Origin of the sequence: Rahnella sp. RFA10(1/100) (genome assembly GCF_004195115.1) — a bacterium.
GTDB classification, from domain to species: Bacteria; Pseudomonadota; Gammaproteobacteria; order Enterobacterales; family Enterobacteriaceae; genus Rahnella; species Rahnella perminowiae.
Map to the genome: position 1 here is coordinate 579562 of NZ_SEWR01000001.1, position 20584 is coordinate 600145.

Consider the following 20584-nt stretch of genomic DNA (forward strand, 5'->3'; position numbering starts at 1 on the left):
GGCCCGGTCAGCGCCCTCTCCTGCGAAGCGGAGAATCGGGGTGGGTATGACAGAAAGATTCAGAAATTTAAGTGGAGGTAAACGGGAAATTCCGGGCGCATTACTGTGCCCTTTTATGATAAACCGGTGAAAGTCATCTTAAAGATAAATATATTGTTCATAAAAAGCTCTCCCTGATGATAATTGACCGTATCAGGTATTTTGCGGTGCTTAATAAGTGATTCATCAAATCACACGCAGGCCACACAACCCCTATAAAAACAGAGAGTTGCAAAAGCTCCTATCCGGCGTGAAATTTATCTGACTATTAAAATCTTCCGGCAGGCGTTATATTTCTGCCGGTTTGTGATCCGGCCTGTGAGGCCGCGAATATTCAGAAATACCTGAACATCATATATATATGAAGAAATTTATAACACCGGAGGTTATATGTATTTACTGGGCTACCATGGCACAAGTGCCGCTTCTGCTTTGCAATTAGTAAAATATGGCCCCAGGGAAAGCCATGCCTACGCTGCTTTAGGTTCAGGGTTATATGTCGCAAGAGATGATGATTTTTTAGTGGGTTATTTTTCACGAGCCGCCGAGTCACGTGATATGTTCAATCCCGCGCATCATGGAAAAAAAGCTGTCGGTATTAATCCTTTCAAAGGCCCCACTATTTTGAAAGTATTTTCGCGTGTACCTTTATTCCAGCTGAAGGAATGCCGCTGGGATATTATGGAGTACAGTCAGTGTAAATTCCATTGCCGCGATAATTTAAATGACTTACAAGGCATGGCTAATAATCTGCAAATGGTTATTCCCCCGCAATATTTCCGATTCCTGCGTATAGTTCAGCATGTAAAAACAACGGCCAGAAGTGAACGTCCGGTTTCCTGGCCGGTTAATGAGTCTCCGTTAAGCAATAGCCGGGATAAGGCGTTGCCCCTTAAGAGACGTCACTCTTTTTAACACGCGTTAAACGGCGCACCAGATCCATTTCGGCGCGCCGGAACGGAATACCGTATTCGTCGAGTACGTCGTGAAACCATAAATGAGCGTAATCGTGATTGCCCTTGCGTACCGAAGGCCAGGGCAGTGTCGTCTGGGTTTTGCCGCGCACTAATCCCCATTGATAACACCCGGCATTCAACGCGCTGAACAGGGGAAGTTGCTCCTCGAATACGCTGCCGACATGGCGCGCCAGCCACTCGGTACATAATATCGGGCGGCCAAATTTCTGCCAGAAACGCAATGCCTGTAAAAGTTTTGGTGTTGCGACATACGCATGAAAACTGATGACATCAGAAAGCCCGGCCGCCGCAACGTCAACCGGATGCGTGAAAAACTCGCTTTCGGGCTGATCCAAATCCTGTGAGACATGCCATGCCCCCACGGTCAGCGGCTGAACCGGATCCTCCCCGCGCGCCCAGACAAACACCTTTTGCATCAGTTCGAGAGCAAATACTTCCAGTTTTTCGTCATACAACACTTCTTCCAGTCCGGTAGCGAACGTGCCACGGTTTCCCGGCTCGTTGTACAAATCCCAAATGGCAACGCGGTCATCGGTGCGGAAATGACGGATGATGTCACGCACATAGCGTTCCACTTCCGGCCACATCTCGCGGTTGCAGACCACATCACGCCCCGGACTGGCGGCCGCCTGACTGTTGTGTTTACCCGGTTCCGGCGCTTTTTGCGGCCCCAGAAACGGCTCGTCACCGGAAAATCCGCAATCGTCCAACAGCGTGAGCATGACCCTGATTTCATGACGACTGGCAATACTGAGAAACTGATCGATGCGCGACAGCAAACCGTCGCGATCGGCCTGCCAGACGATGAACGGCAGGTTGATGCGCAACTGGTTATAACCCGCATCCTGCGCCCAGCCGAGTTCCTGATCAATGGTCAGTGCATCAAAGGTTTCACGCTGCCACAGTTCCGTCCAGTTCACCGCCGTGCGCGGCAGATAATTAAATCCGCAAATCCAGCCCTGTTGTTCACTCCACACTGCCGCCTCTTCCCTGCTCCATTGCGCTTTCATTTATCGCTCCTGATATAAAATGCATTAACGTCTATAAAGAGCCATTTTTTATTCCCTCTTAACCACGACGGCAAATTGCATGTCCGGGTTATTCAATTGAGATCACACTCTTTTTACGTAATTTGCAGAGCCGGCAGGCAAATTTAAGCATTCTGAAAGCGTGTAAAAGGCAAAATACGGCGACGTGATGCCCCGCAGGGAGAGGCGGGAATACCCGGTTTGGGTATTCCCGTGACGGGTCAGTCCAGATCTGCGCCGTTACTGGCAATCACTTTCTTATACCACCAGAATGATTTCTTTCTCTTTCTTTCCAGCGTGCCATTCCCGGCATCGTCGCGGTCGACATAAACGAAGCCGTAGCGCTTGCTCATTTCACCGGTCGAGGCGGACACCAGATCGATACAGCCCCATGACGTATAACCGATCAACGGAACGCCGTCGGTGATCGCCTCCCCCATGGCGCGGATATGTTCACGCAGGTAGCTGATGCGGTAATCGTCATTGATTTCACCCTGCGCGTTGATTTCATCTTTCGCGCCGAGGCCATTTTCGACCAGGAATAATGGCTTCTGGTAACGGTCGTACATCATATTCATGGTGATGCGCAGACCAAGCGGATCAATGCCCCAGCCCCATTCGCTGGCTTCGATGTACGGGTTTTTGAGTGATTTAACGATATTCGCCGCGCTGCTGTTGTTGTCGTTCATATCTGCCGACGCACAGCGTGAGGCGTAGTAGCTAAAGGATACGAAATCGACGGTGTTTTTCAGGATGTCATCGTCGCCCGGCTCGGTCACCACGTTCACGCCCTTCTCTGCAAACACGCGCCGGGTATAAGACGGATATTCGCCCCGTGCCTGAACATCAATGAAAAACAGGTTCTCCCGGTCCTTTTGCAGGGCCGCCCACACGTCAGCCGGTTTGCAGGTTTGCGGATAGAAGTTCCCCCCCGCCAGCATACAGCCGACCTGATTATCAGGATTCACTTCATGGGCAATTTTTGTCGCTAAAGCACTTGCCACCAGCTCATGGTGCGCCGCCTGATATTTCACCTGTTCCTGATTTTCACCCTCTTCAAAGACCAAACCGGCACCGGAGAACGGGCTGTGCAGCAGGATATTGATCTCGTTAAAGGTCAGCCAGTATTTCACCAGCCCGTCGAACGCTTCAAAGCAAGTTCGGGCATAGCGGGCGAAAAATTCCACCATTTTACGGTTGCGCCACGAGCCGTATTCGATCACCAGATGCATCGGCACATCAAAATGGCATAACGTTACCAGCGGCTCAATGCCATGCTTTTTGCACTCCGCAAACACATCCCGGTAAAACGCGATACCTTCTGCATTCGGGGTCAGCTCATCACCTTTCGGATAAAGACGGCTCCAGGCAATCGAAGTGCGAAATACGGTAAAACCCATTTCTGCCATCAGCGCGATGTCTTCTTTGTATCGATGGTAGAAGTCAATCGCCTGATGCGCCGGATAAAATTCACCGGCCCTGAGGGAGAAACGTTTTTCCTGACCGGTTTTGACTGCCAGACGCTGCGCGCCATGCGGGATCATATCTACCGTCGTCAGTCCCTTACCCCCTTCAAAACTGCCACCCTCGGCCTGGTTTGCGGCAATTGCGCCGCCCCATAAAAAGCCCTCAGGAAATGCTGATGCTGCCATGTGAAATCCTCTTCTTTAATGTGATTTTGCCGCGCCTGGTGAAACCGCAAAGGCAACGGAAGCCGAGGTATCTGCCGTTTTTATCTCTTTCGGCGTCACGGTTTCGACAGGAATGTCTTCAAATCCGAGCAGCAGCGTGGTGAAGAAGGAAATCACCACGGCGAGGACCATCACGCCCGCCACCCAGACAATGCTCATCGGATTCGACGGGTCGAAGAACTGCACACTGGTAAACAGCCCCGGCGATGCCATCGAATGGCTGGCGAGTCCGCCTAATCCCGCCACACCCCCGCAGATAAATCCGCTGATTAAGCAGGCGATCAGCGGACGTTTGAGGCGCAGCGCCACACCATACAATGCAGGTTCGGAAATCCCGGCGACAATGGCTGAAGCCGCCGCGGCCAGCGCCGTCTGACGCAGTTCCGGATTTTTGGTACGCCATGCGACCGCCAGTGAAGAACCGCCCAGGGACAGGTTTGCGCCGATTTCGGATGGCATGACCATGCCTTCTTTACCGGTTTCAGCGATGGTCTGAATAATGGTTGGCGTAAACACACGGTGCATGCCGGTCATCACCAGCAGCGGCCAGGCCGCCCCCATAATAGCGACTGACAGCCAGCCCAGATAACTGTGTACGGTATACACCGCCGCAGAAATCCCGGTGCCAATCCAGATGCCCAGCGGGCCGATCAGCATGATGGCAACGGGGGCTGCGATCAGCATAATCAGCATAGGTTTCAGGAAGTTTTTAGTGACGACCGGCGTGATACGGTCCACCCATTTTTCAATGTAAGACAGCAGCCAGGTCATGCACAGCGCCGGAATAACGGTGTAGGTGTATTTCACCGCCGTGACTGAAATGCCGATAAATTCGACTTTCTGCCCCTGCGCCGCTTTCGCCATTAAATCGATAAATGCAGGATGGACAAGGACACCGGCAATCGCAATCGCCAGCGACATATTGGTTTTGAACTTCACCGCCGCTGATGCCGCCACCATAACCGGCAGGAAGAAGAATGCGCCGTCGCCAATGGTGTTGAGGATGACGAGCGTTGAAGCGCCCTTACCTAACACACCGGTCATATCCAGGATCATCGCCAGCAATTTCACCATTGACCCGCCGATAATGGCCGGGATCAGCGGTGACATAGTGCCGATCAGCGCATCCAGGATGCCGGAGCCGATGCGTTTGAGGGTAATTTTGTTTTTTGCCGGCACGTCATTGTTACCGGCAGAAAACCCTTCCGGCAGCAATTTCAGCACTTCAGCGTACGCCTGGGAAACGTTGTTACCGATGATCACCTGACACTGTTTTTCGTTGCGCACCACGCCCATCACGCCGCTAATGGCTTTCAGTGTCGCGGCATCAACGGCCGATTCGTCATTCAGTACGAAACGTAGCCGCGTCATGCAGTGCGTCACTGCCGCCACGTTCTGTGGGCCGCCGATGGCATCAACAATCGACTGTGATATTGCTGCAAAATTTTTAGACATGAGTGACAACTCTCTCGGATTCATAGGGTTATGAATGTTTTTCAGAAGCACTGACTTCTGTGAAACCGCTTTTTATGAAACATGGTGGTTTTGGTGAAACAATAGGTAACCGGTTTCACACGAGAATGTGCAGTTCCTTGCGAGACTTCAATAAAAAATTGCAACGTCGTTTTATTTTTGTGATGGTGATCTCTCACTATCGTTCTGTTATGCCAAAAACATCGCAAAACCGCTGAAATGTGTAGAATGGCGGCTCATTTTTATCTTTCAGGAAACCCTGATGTCGACAATGCAGGAAGTGGCAACCAAAGCGGGCGTTTCCAAAGCCACCGTTTCCCGTGTGCTTTCCGGTAAAGGTTATGTAAGCCAGGAAACCAAAGATCAGGTCTTTAAAGCCATCGAGGAAGCGGGATACCGGCCGAATTTACTGGCGCGCAACCTGGCGACCAGCAAATCGATGTGCATCGGTCTGGTGGTAACCAACACGCTGTATAACGGCAACTATTTCAGTGAGCTAATTTCTCAGGCGGCCAAAAAACTCGACGCCAACGGACGTCAGCTGATCCTGGTTGATGGCAAACACAGCGCCGAAGAAGAACGCGAAGCCATTCAGTTTCTGCATGATTTACGCTGTGACGGCATCATTATTTATCCGCGTTTTTTATCCGTGGATGAAATGGATGAACTGATCGACAAATATAATAAGCCGGTGATGGTCGTTAACCGTAAACTGCGCAAACATCAGAGCCATTGTATTTATTGCGACCACAAAGGATCCGGTTATAAGGCCACGCAGGCGCTGATTGAACGTGGCCACCATCATATTGCGTTTATCACCGGCTCCCTGGATTCCCCGACAGCCATTGAACGTCTTTCCGGTTATAAAGAAGCGCTCGCAGCAGCCGGACTGCCGGTCAAGGAATCGCTGATTGTGCAGGGGAAATGGTCTGCGGCCAGCGGTGCTGCCGCCGTCGAAACCCTGCTGACGAGCGGCGAACCGTTCAGCGCTATTCTGGCCAGTAATGATGAAATGGCGATTGGCGCGATGAAAAAACTCAACGAAGCCGGTATTTCGGTACCTTCACAGGTTTCGGTGATCGGGTTTGATAATATTCCCACCGCACCGTTTCTTATTCCCGCATTGTCGAGCGTGAAAGACCCGGTCAGCGATATGGTCAGTGAAGTCATTAATCAGATTATTTCTATGCTCGACGGCGGCTATTTATCTGAACAGAATAAATTCGTGTCAGAGCTTATTCTGCGGGAGTCGGTGATTGACGGGCCTTATCTAAACCGAGCTGACGTGGTAGACTTAAACTGTTAATTCGTTGTTTTTATGGGTGTTATTATTGAAATTATTTATAGGGAATAGTTAGTCAAACAAGTGTTTAGAAGGAGTTAAACGATGAGTGAAATGATTCACAAAAATATTCGCACGCCAAAAATTTTATCAGAAGGTGATATTGGACGCCCTGTCAGTGCAGGCGCAATGACAATTCAAAACTGTGCCGTTATGCGCCCGCTTCCCTGTATTGTCATTCTCGTCCACGGCGTGAATGATGTCGGTGAGGCTTACCAGGATCAGGATACCGGCATTTGTGCCGGACTGAATACCCGCCTCGGGCGTCAGGATCTTCATCCCCATGAATGGAAAACGCACGAATTCATGATTTCCGACGCCGGTGACAATGTCGCGAAACTCACCTGTAGTGTGCAGGATCACACCTGTATCGGGGTCGCTAACCGCTCACCGGTTATTCCGTTTTACTGGGGTTATAAACCGGTCGACCATAACACCTGGGAGCAGGATCAGAAGCAGTACCGAAAAGACTTACCCGAAAAACACCATAACGCTGACCTGCCTTATGATACCTACCGCGAAAATGATGCTGTCAAAATACGACAACATGACAATCAAAATATCGACAATCTCAATAACTGGCTTGACCCGACATCCGCCAAAGGCGGCGGCACTTTTGCCAATGCCACCACCTGCATTCCGGATATGTTTGGTCCCGGTGCATCCGGCCGTATTTTAGAAGCCGTCGGGCTGTTCAAATCCCGCAGTGATCTCGAAAATCACGGCGACTGGAGTCATCCGATTTACCAAAACCCGCACCGGATTTATCAGGCTTATGCCGCACGCCGACTGGCGGATCTGATTTTAGATATCAGACAAAATCCGTTAACTCAGAATGACACCATCAATATTGTTGCCCACAGTCAGGGCACGATAATTACCATGCTGGCCAACATGTGGGTGCAGGCTGAAGGCGCGGCACCCGCCGATTGCGTAATACTCAATCATTCACCGTATGCGCTGGAAAACCGCTGGCTGGAAAACGCCATGCCCGGAAATCAGCAAACCCGTCAGGGACGACAAAAAACGCTGCGCAATTTTTGCCAGCTTATGTCTCAAAACGCTCTCTACGCACCGGGTGCAACCTCTCATGACAGTGCCTATCTTCAGCAATTGCACGACACCGGCTGTATTTCATTAAATAAATCGCCGTGGGACGACCCGCTATATAACCGTAATAATTTCGGCAAGGTGTATAACTATTTTTGTCCTAACGATCAGGTGGTCTCCATGTCGCCCATTCAGGGGTTCGGCTGGCGGGGGATCCCCGATAAAATCAAAGCACAGTCAGGTGACAACCTCTATCAGCGTGTTTTCTGTAAAGACGTCATCGTCGGCGATAAGACAGCGTTTCATTTTGAGATGCCTGCACGTCAACCTGATGACTCAGCCGATACCGGCTATTCATTTACCGACGTCACCGTCAATGCCCCGGTTTTACCCGATCCTTTTGTCTTTAAGCTGATGGCACAGGGAAAAGGTTATAAGGCGGCGCTGAGCGGTAACGATCCTAAAATGGCTAAAGCCGCGATGAAAGCCGAACGTTTTCCTGCCGAATGTATTGATGTCCCCGCCTCCGCACAATTTCAATATCTGGATAATGGTGTGGCGCTGAACGAAGCCCAGCTGGAAGAGCTGAGAAGCCAATATCCCTGGGATATTGTCAGCGGCATTTATCATGAACTTAATGGCTATTTCCGCCAGCTGGTAGTGCTGCGCCGGATGACAGATAAAGAACTGAACCGGGCAATAAAAATGGATACCACGTTCAGCCAGCACTCCTCTATTGTGACCAACATTGAAGTGGCGCAGAAATCTACCGCGTTTGATCTGGCCATCGGACAATGTCAGGCATTTGAATATCAGGTGTTTTGGGAAGGATTGTTATTAAAGGCTGACTGGCGTCGTGAAATGAATCCGGATCCAAGTGTTAAAAAGTACTATCTGGATGGCGTACTACCGAAAGCAGTAAAGGCACTTATGAACAAACCCGAACGGGAAAAAGGAATGCCTATGGGAGATTTCGGTGTTTTGAATGATTATGGCGCTCGTGTCAGGCCAAATAGTCTGGGTACGAATCTGACAGATGTTTTGCAGTGGGAAATGCCAGCGCCTCAGATTTGAGCAAGGAAGTTCTATGAAAAGCACTAAAATAACATTAACAAGCCTGTTGATTTTTTGGTCTGGAGTCGGACAATCAACCCCCTACAAGACGCCTCTACAAGTTGTTTATCAATTTGACGCTCATCGTTATCTCGAACTTGAAGGAAATCATTGCGAAGGCGCGTTGTGGTACGTCGACATAACAAGAAATATACGGACTGAAGTGGTCCATCGTGACAACCCAATATTTCGGATTTCATTTTTTAAATTTGTGCATCCATCTGAAAAATATATTGCAATTCCATGGGATGACTTATCTGGTTTCTTGATTTCAAAAGATTATGGCCGTACATGGGAGGGAGCCCGTTTCTCCCCCGGTACCGGCGCGGTTCAGTACGGGGCTGACGGCCCACAACGGGACGAAATCGAATCCATCACTGTCGTCAACGATCAGGGCTATGTGTTGACCAAACACGGCGACCTTTATATGAGTTCAAAACCGTTTGACGACCCGCGGCTTGAACCCGGCGGTAGCGGCATTGATTACACATTCAGTAATAGTCGCGGACAGTCTCAAACTAACCATATAAGGCCAGGATATGGCGGGGGGAAATGGGGAGAAAATTACGTTTCATGGAATTCATTGCAGGGTACACCACCACGAACCATTTTCGCTTACAGAGCCAATTTCCAGAACATCCCCAACAAAGTCCCAGAGGTGAAAAATTATACCGGCTGGGATCGTATGCGGTGTGATCCGGATTTGGGTTTATCGGCAAAATGAAGCCGAAACCGCAAATAAAACCTGAGTGCTTTTAAGCGCCAAAGATGAAGCCGCACCCTGTTGCGGCTTTTTTATTGAAATTTTAACAGTATGTAAAACATGAACATTCTGTGCCTTTTTATTAAAGCCTTAATCTGTGCTGCCGATAACTTCCCTGTTATTTAAAACTCCAATAACAAATTTCACTTAAGACCGTTATTTTTGCTAAATATTCTTAAATTTAAGTAGGTTAGAAGCAAAATTTGGCGAAGTGAGAATTTTCTTATGCTAACGTTTCACAAGCACACCACAGCAAAAATGCGTCGGGAACAGGCGCACTATTTAGCCGGACTCTGATTTGGACGGACCCCGTGCAGAGACGGCCAGCTATCAGGCAAATAATATGAGTGAAGATTCTGATGTACTTTATCGATTGCTGGTTCAGCGCGTAGAAGACTACGCTATTTACATGCTGACGCCCGATGGCCATATTGCGAACTGGAATGCCGGTGCGCAGCGGGCAAAAGGTTATACGCCAGAAGAAGTTGTCGGTAAGCATTTTTCCTGTTTTTACACCGAAGAAGACCGACAAAACGGATGGCCACAACGCGGGCTGGAAACAGCACGTTCCACCGGCCGTTACGAATCCGAAGGCTGGCGACAGCGCAAAGACGGCACGCGCTTCTGGGCGCACATCATTATTGAAGCCTTGCGCGAAGCCGGGGAGATCATCGGATTTGCCAAAATCACCCGTGATATCACGGAGCGTCGCGAAACGGAACAGGCACTGTTACAGGCCAAAGAACTGGCCGAATCCAACAGCGAACAACTGTCGTCTTTATCACAGTTCCTTAATACCGTGATCGCGAATATCCCCTCCTCGGTGATTGTCGAGAATGCTGTCTCACGTGAAATTCTGCTGGTCAACCGCCAGGCAGAGCGTCTGCTGGGGATCCCCCGCGATAAAATGCTCGGCAAGCGCCCGCAGGATTGTATGGGTGTCGGGCTGAGCACTTTTATTAATAAACAGTCGGATGAATGTCTGCGTGCAGAAGGCGTACACCGCAGCGAGCAGCAATTGCTGACCGCCATTGGCGACCGGACATTGCAGACCACCAGTTCAGTGATCCGCGGGCACGATCCGCAGACCAGTTACGTTATGATGATTGCCGATGACGTGACAGATCAACAGGCCGCGCATGCCCGTATTCATCACATGGCGCATCATGATAATCTGACCAGTCTGCCGAACCGTATCCTGTTCAGCCAGCGCCTCAACGAGGCGTTGCAGCGCGACAGCTATACGCAAAGCCATACTGCCACGCTGTGCCTGGATCTCGATAATTTCAAGAATGTGAATGACGCGCTTGGCCATCAGATTGGTGATGAGCTGCTGCGTGCAATTGCCAAACGTCTGCGCATGACGCTGCGCGATGACGACACACTGGCGCGCATCGGCGGTGATGAATTTGCCGTGGTGCTGCCGGGGCTGAAAGACATTTCCGCCGCACATCAGATTTCCAAACGTCTGATTGAATCGGTACGTCCTCCGGTGATCATCGACGGCCATTCACTGACCGTCGGCCTGAGCATCGGTATTGCGCTCGCCGGTTCGGCGCAAAGCACCCCGGATCAACTGCTGCGTCGTGCGGATATGGCATTATATGAAGCCAAACGTAACGGCCGTAACCGTTACGAAGATTTCCGCCTTGAGATGGATGCCGCCGCGCGCAAACGCCGTGTGGTGGAAATGGATTTACGCGACGCTATTACCTGTAATCAGTTACGTCTTTACTACCAGCCGATCACTGATGCCCGTCACGATGCGGTGATAGGTTACGAGGCGCTGATGCGCTGGCATCACCCGGAAAACGGGCTGATCATGCCGGTCGATTTCATTCCGATTGCCGAAGAAACAGGGCTGATCCACAGTCTGGGTTCCTTTGCCTTGCACGAAGCCTGCCGCGAAGCCGCCACCTGGAAAGACAATCAGACGATTGCCGTTAACCTTTCGCCAGTACAGTTCAAAAACAGCGGCCTGGTGTCGGTGGTGGAATCAGCACTGGAAGCCTCGGGTCTGGATCCGTCACGTCTGGAAGTAGAAATCACGGAATCGGTACTGCTCGACAATACGCTCGGTAATATCAGCACATTGAGAAAACTCAAATCGCTGGGTGTACGGATTGCGCTGGACGATTTCGGCACCGGTTATTCATCGCTGAGTTATCTGCGGTCATTCCCGTTCGACAAAATCAAAATTGACCGGTCATTCATTAACGACATGCATGACAGCCGCGAAGCCCTGGCGATCATCCGTGCCATTACCGGCATGAGCCGCAGCCTTGATATTCAGACCACGGCAGAAGGTGTGGAAACTGATGAGCAGTTCCGGCGTCTGAAAGAAGAAGGTTGTACGTTGTTCCAGGGATATTTCTTCGGACGACCTCAACCCTCAGAGTTACGACTAACCGGGTTTGCACCCCTCTGATGATAGTTATTAGACACGGGTTTTGTCGGGAGTGATTGGGGGAACAGCGGTATATAAACCTGTTATTTCTGACGATAACCTCAAACAAAGACCGTGGGTTGCCACCCACACTGGCCCTAAGAGGCGCCTGTCGCCGCGCCTCTTAGGAATCTCCGGCTCTTTCACTGCGCGCTCCGCTCGCTGACTATGTTTCAGGTATCTCAGCGACAGGCTGGAAATCTTGCCGCTTCGCGGTTCCTTCACCCGGTCCTGGAGCCTCTGGTCTCCAGGCCGCTCCATTCAGCAAGATTTCTGAATCGCCCGCACGATCTTAAATTCAAAGGCGGATTATTTTGGGTTTTGCCCTGCACGCTCCCTGCGAAAACCTGACCAGTAGTCACAAACTGGCAGACGAAACCACTGCCCGCATCCTCTCCGGCCTGCGAATTATTCCTTAATACCCCGCCCGACCCTTTCCTTCTTTGGTGAAGCAACGATATAGCGAACCATTAGCTAAGTTATTCCGCTTATTTGATCGACTTCTCATACCGATAAATCACGCACCATGACGATCCGTTAACATTATTTTAACGCACTACACTTGTGCATATCAGATAAATATCAATGTCTTATAAACCATAAATCGATCCTCTCTCTAAAGCGGGTGATTTTTTATACATTTGAAATTAAAAACAAATTCTCCGTTTTGCAAAACTTTCTCATGAACCATTACAAAATTGGTTCGGAAAATGCAAAGGACTGACTAACGATTTAATTCCCAGCGGGAAACTGAAATATGACAACACACTCCGGGGCGCAATCTCCTTCTAACGGCACCTCGAATTCAGCACTTGAACAGCTGCGACAGCTGATACAACAGCATCCGGATCAGACTCAACCGCTGCCGGCAGAACGCGATCTGATGCAGATGTTTGATGTCGGCCGCCGGGAAATCCGCCGGGCGCTGGATGTGCTGGAAGAGGAAGGCCGGGTGTGGCGCAAGCAGGGGAAAGGTACGTTTATCGGACCGAATGGCCCTGCCCGGCCGCTGAGTCTGCAGGCGTTGCCGAAACAATCTAATTTGCAGGAAGTGATGGAAGCCCGTCTGCAAATTGAACCGGGGCTGGCGAAATATGCCGCCCTGCGTGCCACGCCGGAACAGATCCAGCTTATGCGCCGTTTACTGGACAAGGTGAAAACGATGTCACGCGGCGACCCGGATCAGATTGAGCTTTGGGACAGCGCCTTTCACCGCGCCATCGCCGATGCCGCCGGTAACCGGTTGTTGCTCGGTCTGTTCGATGCCGTCGACGCCATACGTCGGGATCCGAGCTGGCTGGCGGTGCGCAACGCGGCGCGTAATCAGGAGCGCCTGAACCGTTACGACGATCACCACGAACGCATCGTAGAACACATTGCCGCACGCCAGCCGAAAGAGGCCGCAAAAGTGATGCGCGAGCATCTTCTGGCGCTGCAACAGGCATTTCTTTCCACCCTGCATGATGAGGAGGATTTTACTGATGACTGACCCGGCAGGCCCCGTCACACCACTGTTACACATCAGCAACCTGCGTGTGCAGTTTTCCGGTTCACCGGCCACCGTACTCGACGACATTTCCTTACAGCTTGAAGCCGGAGAAACACTGGCGCTGGTGGGCGAATCCGGTTGCGGTAAAAGCGTCACTTCGCTGGCACTGATGGGATTATTGCCCGCCGGCGCAAAAGTATTGCAGGGGGATATCCGCCTGAATAATACCTCCCTCACCGGTCTGTCGGAGCGTCAGTATGCTGACCTGCGCGGTCAGGAGCTGGCAATGATTTTTCAGGAACCGATGACTTCACTCAATCCGGCGCTGACACTCGGCGATCAACTGGCCGAAGCGGTGATGCGTCATCAGGGCGCCGGCAAAAAACCGGCTCGTGAACAGGCCCTGGAAATGCTCAAAAAAGTGCAGATCCCGGCCCCGGAACTGCGGATGGATGCCTATCCGCACCAGCTTTCCGGCGGCATGCGTCAGCGTGTGATGATTGCCATGGCACTGGTCAACCGTCCGCAACTGCTGATTGCCGATGAACCCACTACCGCGCTGGACGTCACCATTCAGGCGCAGATCCTCGCCCTGCTCAACCGTATTCAGCAGGAAACCGGCAGCGCGTTATTGCTGATTACACACGACCTGGGCGTGGTGGCAGAAGTCGCCGACAGCGTGGCGGTGATGTACGCCGGGCAGATTGTCGAGCAGGGTCAGGTAGCCGATATTTTCAATAATCCGCAGCACCCTTATACCATCGGACTGATGGGGTCGATGCCATCGCTGGCCTCACGTCAGGGTGCACTTTCCACCATCCCCGGTGCCGTGCCGTTACCCAAAGACATGCCGCAGGGATGCCGTTTTTCAACGCGCTGCCCGTTTGCCGCCGAACGCTGCCACCGGGAGCGCCCGCCGTTGCGCGCCCTGAATCAGTCGCCGCACCACGTCGCCTGTTTCTTCGCACCGCTGGAAAACCATTTCACGTTGTCCGCCGAAGGAGCCTGCGCATGAGCCTCGCCCCCCGCCCCATTCTGGAAGCCGCCGGACTGAGCAAAGTCTTTAAAGGCCCGTCATCATTATTCAGCACACCGAAAATCGTGCAGGCAGTCGATCGTGTGTCCTTACGCGTCTGGCACGGCGAAACGCTGGCGATTGTCGGCGAATCCGGCTCAGGAAAATCGACACTGGGCCGGCTGTTGTTGCAACTGCTCAGCGCCTCTGACGGTGACGTATTCTACGAAGGCGAAAACCTGAAACAGTTTTCCGCTGACCAGATGAAAAAACTGCGCCGCGACCTGCAAATCATCTTTCAGGATCCGTTTGCCTCACTCAACCCGCGCATGACCGTGGAAGAGATCGTTGGCGAGCCGCTGTGGCTGCACAACATTGTCAGGGGTAAAGCGGACAGGCAGGCGAAAGTACGTGAACTGCTGACCACCGTCGGCCTGCCATCCGCTTTCAGTAACCGCTATCCCCATGAGTTTTCCGGCGGCCAGCGCCAGCGCATCGGTATCGCCCGCGCGCTGGCGTCCTCGCCGAAACTGCTGCTGGGAGATGAACCGGTGTCGGCGCTCGATGTGTCGGTGCAGGCGCAGGTGGTCAATCTGCTGGAAAGCCTGAAACAACAGTTCGGGCTGACGATGATTATCGTCGCACACGGTCTGGCCGTGATCCGCCATATGAGCGACCGCGTAGCGGTGATGTACCTCGGGCAAATCGTCGAACTGGCCAGCACCGATGACATTTTTGATCAGCCGCTGCATCCGTATACCCAGGCGCTGATTGCGTCCGCGCCGTTGCTCACGCCCGGCGTTAAACGGCCGGTGCCGGTGCTGCAGGGCGACATGCCCAATCCGGCCAATATGCCTTCCGGCTGCCGTTTCCATACCCGTTGCGCCTATGCCATCGACGCATGTCGGCAGGTGGAGCCGCAACTTGAAACTGTCAGTGACAACCGCATGGTGGCCTGCCACCGCTGGAGCGAACTGCAACGGGATCGCACCTCGGTGCTGATTCCGTCGCCGTCCGCTGCATTTACCTTACGGCGTGCGCTGTTTGAACAGGCAAGCCAGTCCCGGCTTTCACTTTCCACCCCAACATCAACCCAGGGAACCCGACCATGAGATATGCACCCCGCTTAACTGCCTGCATTCCGGCCTTAATGTTGCTGACGTCTGCGGGCCTTGCCCACGCAGAAAGCACCCTGCGCGTCGGCCTTGGCAGCGATCCTGACATGCTGGATCCGGCCACGGCGCGCACCTATTACGGACGTTTCGTGTTCAGCGCCATGTGTGAGCGTCTGGTGGATGTCGATCAACACCTTAAAATCGTGCCGGGCCTGGCGAAAGACTGGTCATACAGCGAGGACGGCAAAACGCTGACCATGAATTTGCGCGAAGGCGTGACCTTCCATGATGGCGAGAAATTTGATGCACAGTCGGTGAAATACAACATCGAACGCTACCTGACGCTGCCGGGTTCCCTGCGTAAAAGTGAGTTGTCATCTGTTGAATCCGTCGACGTCACCGCGCCGTACACCGTGGTTTTCCACCTGAAAACGGCAGACGCCGCGCTGCTGATGCAACTGACCGACCGCGCGGGCACCATTCTGGCCCCTGCGGCCACTGCGGCCACTGCCAAAGGCAACGTGGCGGCGCACCCGGTCTGTTCCGGTCCGTATGAATTTGTCAGCCGCGTTCAGCAGGACCGCATTGTGCTCAAACGCTTTGATAACTACTGGAACAAAGGCGCGTATCACTTTGATAAAGTGGTGTTTCTGCCGATTCCGGATGCGTCCGTACGCTTAGCCAACCTGCGTGCAGGCGATCTGGATATTACCGAAGGCATTGCTGCCAGCGACACCGCAACTGTCAAAGCCGACAGCAATTTGCAACTGGCGAGCACCACCGGCCTCGGGTACATGGGGCTGACGATCAATATCGCCAACGGCACCGCCAACACCAATACGCCGCTGGCGAAAGATGCCCGCGTGCGTCAGGCATTGTCGCTGGCGATTGACCGCGACGCACTGAACCAGGTGGTCTTCCAGGGGCAATACACCCCGGCGAATCAGGCCTTCTCACCTGCCAGCCCGTATCACGCTGACATTGCGGTGCCCAAACGCGATATCGAAAAAGCCAAAGCGCTGCTGGCACAAGCCGGTGTAAAAACCCCACTGACTATCGATTTCCTGGTCGCCAACAACCCGACGTCACAGCAGGTTGCGCAGGTACTTCAGGCGATGGTCAGCGAAGCGGGCATTAACCTGAATCTGCAAATGACGGAGTACGCCACGCTGCTTGATCGCCAGCAACGCGGTGAATTCAAAATGAGCATGTCCGGCTGGTCAGGACGTCCGGATCCTGATGGCAATATTTTCTCATTCATCCATACCCAAGGCGGCCTGAACGACGGCAAATACAGTAATCCGCAGGTCGATCAGTGGTTACAGGAAGCGCGTCTGACCAGCGATGTGGAAAAACGTAAGGCACTGTACAAACAGGTGGTTGAGCAGGAAAACATCGACGACCCGCTGTTATACCTGTACTTCGAACCGCGTATTTTCGGCATGAGCAAAAAAGTCAGCGGTTTTGTGCCTTACGCCGACGGCCTGATCCGGTTACGGGGTCTGACACTGAACAAATAATTGACTGGGGATAGACGATGTTAGAACTGGTGATGAAACGGCTGATTTCAGCCATACCGACACTGTTTCTGGTTACGCTGATGGTGTTCTCGTTGCAGAAATTACTGCCCGGCGACCCGATCACTGCGATGGCCGGTGAGGAGCGGGATCCGGCAGTGATTGCGCAGTTACGCGAGCAATATCATCTTAATGACCCGATCCCCAGCCAGTATTTCCACTGGGTCGGCAACGCGCTGCGCGGCGATTTCGGCACCTCGCTGCGCACGCAGGAACCGGTATTACAACTGATCGCCAGCAAACTGCCGGTCACGCTGGAACTGTCGCTGCTGGCAATGATCGTGGCGCTGATTATCGGCATCACCATGGGCGTGCTCGCGGCAGTTCATAAAGGCACATGGATAGATAACGGTACCAATTTTCTGGCGCTGTCGGGGATTTCGATCCCTCATTTCTGGCTGGGTGTGCTGCTGATTATTCTGTTCTCGGTGAAACTGCACTGGCTTCCGGCGTCCGGTTACGTGCCGTTCTCAGAAGATCCGCTGCAAAACCTGAAAACCATGCTGCTGCCTGCGGCGGTGCTCGGTACCGGGCTTTCTGCCACCCTGATGCGCCACACCCGTGCGGCGATGATTGCGGTGCTGAAAGCCGATTACATCCGCACTGCCCGTGCCAAAGGCCTGCTGCCGAAAAAGGTGATCATGAAACACGCGCTGCGCAATGCGCTGGTGCCGGTCATCACGCTCACCACGCTGCTGTTCGGCGAACTGCTGGGCGGCGCGGTGCTCAGCGAGCAGGTTTTCACTATTCCGGGCTTTGGCAAAATGATCGTTGATTCGGTGTTCAATCGCGATTACGCCGTGGTTCAGGGCGTGGTGATGGTGGTCGCGGTCGGTTTTCTGCTGATGAATCTGCTGGCCGACGTGCTGTACGTGCTGGTCAACCCCCGCATGCGGAGAGCCTGAGATGAGCGTTTCTGTGATTTCCGTGACAACGTCACTCCCTGCCCGTGAACCGAACCGCGTGCTGCGCAAATTCCTGCGCAACAAAAGCGCGGTGACTGGCGCGGTGCTGGTCGCAATGTTCGCGATTATGGCGTTGCTCGCCCCGTGGATTTCGCCGTTTGACCCGATCAAAGCGGATTTTATGGCCGTGCGTAAAGCCCCCTCCGCTCTGCACTGGCTGGGCACCGATGAACTGGGGCGTGACATTTTATCGCGCCTGTTCTGGGGAGCCCGCACCTCGCTGATGGCCGGTTGTGTGTCGGTGATTATCGCGATTGTGATCGGCGTTCCGCTGGGGCTTATCGCCGGTTTCTGGCAGGGCTGGCTGGACAGCATTATTTCCCGTGTGGTTGAAGCGTTGCTGTCGTGTCCGTTTCTGGTGCTGGCGATTGCGCTGGGGGCATTTCTCGGCCCGAGCCTTGGCAATGCGATGATCGCCATCGGGCTTTCTGCCATGCCGATTTTCGCCCGCCTGACCCGAGCGCAGGTAATGAGTATCCGCAACGAAGAATATATTGAAGGGGCGCGGGCAATCGGCCTGCCCGACCGCTGGATCCTCTGGCGCTATGTGCTGCCGAATGTGTTATCGCCGATCCTGGTGCAGGCGACGCTGGCGATTGCTTCGGCGATCATCACCGAAGCCAGCCTGTCGTTCCTCGGCCTCGGCCAGCAACCGCCGGACGCCTCGTGGGGGGCGATGCTCAACACGGCGCGCAGCTTCCTTGAGCAGTCGCCATGGATGTCGATTTTCCCCGGTCTGGCAATTTTCCTCACTGTACAGGGTTTCAATTTGCTGGGTGACGGGCTGCGTGATGCGCTCGACCCGCGTTCCGAATAAACCGCTTGCTGCTTTTTTAAGGAAGAATACATGTCTGAGAATTACGATTTTAACGTGGCTTATCCGACCCTGCGTCCGACCATGATGGGCGACAATGCGGTCTGCGCATCACAGCCGCTGGCCGCCCAGGCGGGCATGAAAATGCTGATGCTGGGCGGAAACGCCGCCGACGCGGCCATCGCCACCGCCATCGCACTCACCGTGCTCGAACCCAGCGGCAACGGCGCAGGCAGCGACGCATTCGCGATCGTCTGGGACGGCAAAAAAGCCCACGGACTTAATGCATCAGGCCGTTCACCGGCAGCGTGGACGCCGGAATATTTCGCCGCCAAAGGGTTCGACGCCGTACCGACCTATGGCTGGGATGCGGTCACCGTACCGGGCGCCGTCTCCGGCTGGGTGGCACTGGCAAAACGCTTCGGCACCCTGCCGCTGTCCACACTGGCACAACCGGCGATTGATTATGCCCGCAACGGTTTTCCGGTATCGCCGCTGATTGGTCGCCTGTGGGAGATCGCGGTGAAAAAATTGCATAACCAGCCAGGCTTTATGGAATGTTTCGCCCCAGACGGACGTGCGCCAAAAATCGGGGAAATCTTCCGTAATCCGGCACTGGCCGACTCGCTGGAACTGATCGCTAACACCGAAGGTGAAGCGTTTTATCGCGGTGAACTGGCCGAAAAAATGGTAGCGCACTGTCAGGCTAACGGCGGTGCGATGACGCTGGACGATCTGGCGAACCACCAGGCCGACTGGGTAGAAACCCTGCAGCAATCCTTTGCGGGTGGTTCGGTTCATGAACTGCCGCCGAACGGTCAGGGCATCGCCACGCTGATTGCACTGGGCATTCTCGACAAGCTGAATGTCGGCAGCCAGCCGGTGGATTCAGTGGAAACCACGCATCTGTGCATTGAAGCGATGAAACTGGCACTGGCAGATCTGGATCAGCATGTCACCGACAGCGACCATATGTTCTTCGATCCGCAACTGTTCCTGAACGATGATTATCTGGCAGAACGGGCAAAACTGATTGACCGCACAAAAGCCAGTGACGTGACCTACGGCGCGCCGCGTCCGGGTGGCACCGTATATCTGACCACCGCGGATGCCAGCGGCATGATGGTGTCTTTCATTCAGTCAAATTACATGGGCTTTGGTTCCGGCATTGTGGTGCCGGGCACCGGCATCAGCCTGCAAAACCGTGGTTGCGGCTTCACCCTCGACCCGACCCACGCCAACTGCGTCGCGCCGGACAAACGCACATTGCATACTATTATTCCGGCCTTCGCACAGGACGCTGCGGGAAAACCGCTGATGTCGTTCGGCCTGATGGGCGGCCCGATGCAGGCGCAGGGGCATCTGCAACTGGCGCTGCGCGTGATGCTGTATAAGCAAAATCCGCAGGCGGCTATTGATGCGCCGCGCTGGCGCATCAACGGCGGCCGCCAGGTGGCGATTGAATCAACGTTTAACCACAATACGCTGGCGACACTGCGCGCTATGGGCCATGAACTGATCGTTGAAGACCCGCTCGGCGGCCATTCATTTGGCGGCGCGCAGGTGATTGTCACTAATCCGGCAGGCGGTTATCTGGCTGGCACCGAATCCCGTAAAGACGGACAAGCACTGGTGATGTAGGTCTGGTTTCACTCTGCACCGCAAGTCGGTTTTGCCTTGCTCCTCC

15 protein-coding genes are annotated in these 20584 nt (G+C 53.5%); 12 read left to right on the forward strand and 3 right to left on the reverse strand.

Annotation, left to right across the window (positions count from 1 at the left end):
• Positions 1-429: 429 nt before the first annotated feature.
• Positions 430-954, forward strand: a complete 525-nt coding sequence (locus ETV65_RS02475) for a hypothetical protein (RefSeq protein WP_129951416.1) — start codon at positions 430-432, stop codon at positions 952-954.
• Here ETV65_RS02475 and ETV65_RS02480 read toward each other — a convergent pair.
• From ETV65_RS02480 to ascF, 3 genes are all read right to left on the reverse strand, one after another.
• Positions 932-2026: a cellulase family glycosylhydrolase gene (locus ETV65_RS02480; RefSeq protein ID WP_129951417.1), complete on the reverse strand. Its 1095-nt coding sequence runs from the start codon at positions 2024-2026 to the stop codon at positions 932-934. The genes ETV65_RS02475 and ETV65_RS02480 overlap by 23 nt on opposite strands.
• Positions 2027-2265: 239 nt before the next feature.
• Complete coding sequence (locus tag ETV65_RS02485) at positions 2266-3696, reverse strand: 6-phospho-beta-glucosidase (protein ID WP_129951418.1); 1431 nt, start codon at positions 3694-3696, stop codon at positions 2266-2268.
• A 15-nt stretch (positions 3697-3711) separates the two neighbouring features.
• Positions 3712-5190, reverse strand: a complete 1479-nt coding sequence (gene ascF, locus ETV65_RS02490; RefSeq protein ID WP_165383684.1) for a PTS cellobiose/arbutin/salicin transporter subunit IIBC — start codon at positions 5188-5190, stop codon at positions 3712-3714.
• A 280-nt stretch (positions 5191-5470) separates the two neighbouring features.
• On the opposite strand from ascF, the gene ETV65_RS02495 reads away from it, so the two are divergent.
• From ETV65_RS02495 to ETV65_RS02545, 11 genes are all read left to right on the forward strand, one after another.
• The gene (locus tag ETV65_RS02495; RefSeq protein ID WP_129951419.1) at positions 5471-6514 is read left to right on the forward strand and encodes a LacI family DNA-binding transcriptional regulator; all 1044 of its coding nucleotides are present in this window, start codon (positions 5471-5473) and stop codon (positions 6512-6514) included.
• 81 nt (positions 6515-6595) lie between these two features.
• Positions 6596-8674: a DUF3274 domain-containing protein gene (locus ETV65_RS02500; RefSeq protein ID WP_129951420.1), complete on the forward strand. Its 2079-nt coding sequence runs from the start codon at positions 6596-6598 to the stop codon at positions 8672-8674.
• Between the two features lie 13 nt (positions 8675-8687).
• The gene (locus tag ETV65_RS02505; protein WP_129951421.1) at positions 8688-9437 is read left to right on the forward strand and encodes a hypothetical protein; all 750 of its coding nucleotides are present in this window, start codon (positions 8688-8690) and stop codon (positions 9435-9437) included.
• A gap of 382 nt (positions 9438-9819) precedes the next feature.
• Positions 9820-11904 (forward strand): EAL domain-containing protein, encoded by a 2085-nt coding sequence (locus ETV65_RS02510; RefSeq protein ID WP_129951422.1) that lies wholly within the window; start codon positions 9820-9822, stop codon positions 11902-11904.
• A 775-nt stretch (positions 11905-12679) separates the two neighbouring features.
• Entirely contained in the window at positions 12680-13411 is a 732-nt protein-coding gene (locus tag ETV65_RS02515) for an FCD domain-containing protein (protein WP_047612502.1), read from the forward strand.
• Positions 13404-14426, forward strand: coding sequence for an ABC transporter ATP-binding protein (locus ETV65_RS02520; RefSeq protein ID WP_129951423.1), 1023 nt, complete (start codon positions 13404-13406; stop codon positions 14424-14426). Before ETV65_RS02515 ends, ETV65_RS02520 begins: the two co-directional genes overlap by 8 nt.
• A complete protein-coding gene (locus ETV65_RS02525; protein WP_129951424.1) occupies positions 14423-15538 on the forward strand; it encodes an oligopeptide/dipeptide ABC transporter ATP-binding protein in 1116 nt (371 codons plus the stop codon). The genes ETV65_RS02520 and ETV65_RS02525 overlap by 4 nt, the downstream gene beginning before the upstream one ends.
• Positions 15535-17061 carry an ABC transporter substrate-binding protein gene (locus ETV65_RS02530; protein ID WP_129951425.1) on the forward strand — a complete coding sequence of 509 codons (1527 nt, stop codon included), beginning with the start codon at positions 15535-15537 and terminating at the stop codon, positions 17059-17061. The genes ETV65_RS02525 and ETV65_RS02530 overlap by 4 nt, the downstream gene beginning before the upstream one ends.
• A gap of 17 nt (positions 17062-17078) precedes the next feature.
• On the forward strand, positions 17079-18023 hold the full coding sequence (locus ETV65_RS02535) for an ABC transporter permease (RefSeq protein WP_129951426.1): 945 nt from the start codon (positions 17079-17081) through the stop codon (positions 18021-18023).
• A gap of 1 nt (position 18024) precedes the next feature.
• Entirely contained in the window at positions 18025-18900 is an 876-nt protein-coding gene (locus ETV65_RS02540) for an ABC transporter permease (protein ID WP_129951427.1), read from the forward strand.
• Between the two features lie 30 nt (positions 18901-18930).
• Positions 18931-20538, forward strand: coding sequence for a gamma-glutamyltransferase family protein (locus ETV65_RS02545; RefSeq protein WP_129951428.1), 1608 nt, complete (start codon positions 18931-18933; stop codon positions 20536-20538).
• The last annotated feature ends 46 nt before the right edge of the window (positions 20539-20584 follow it).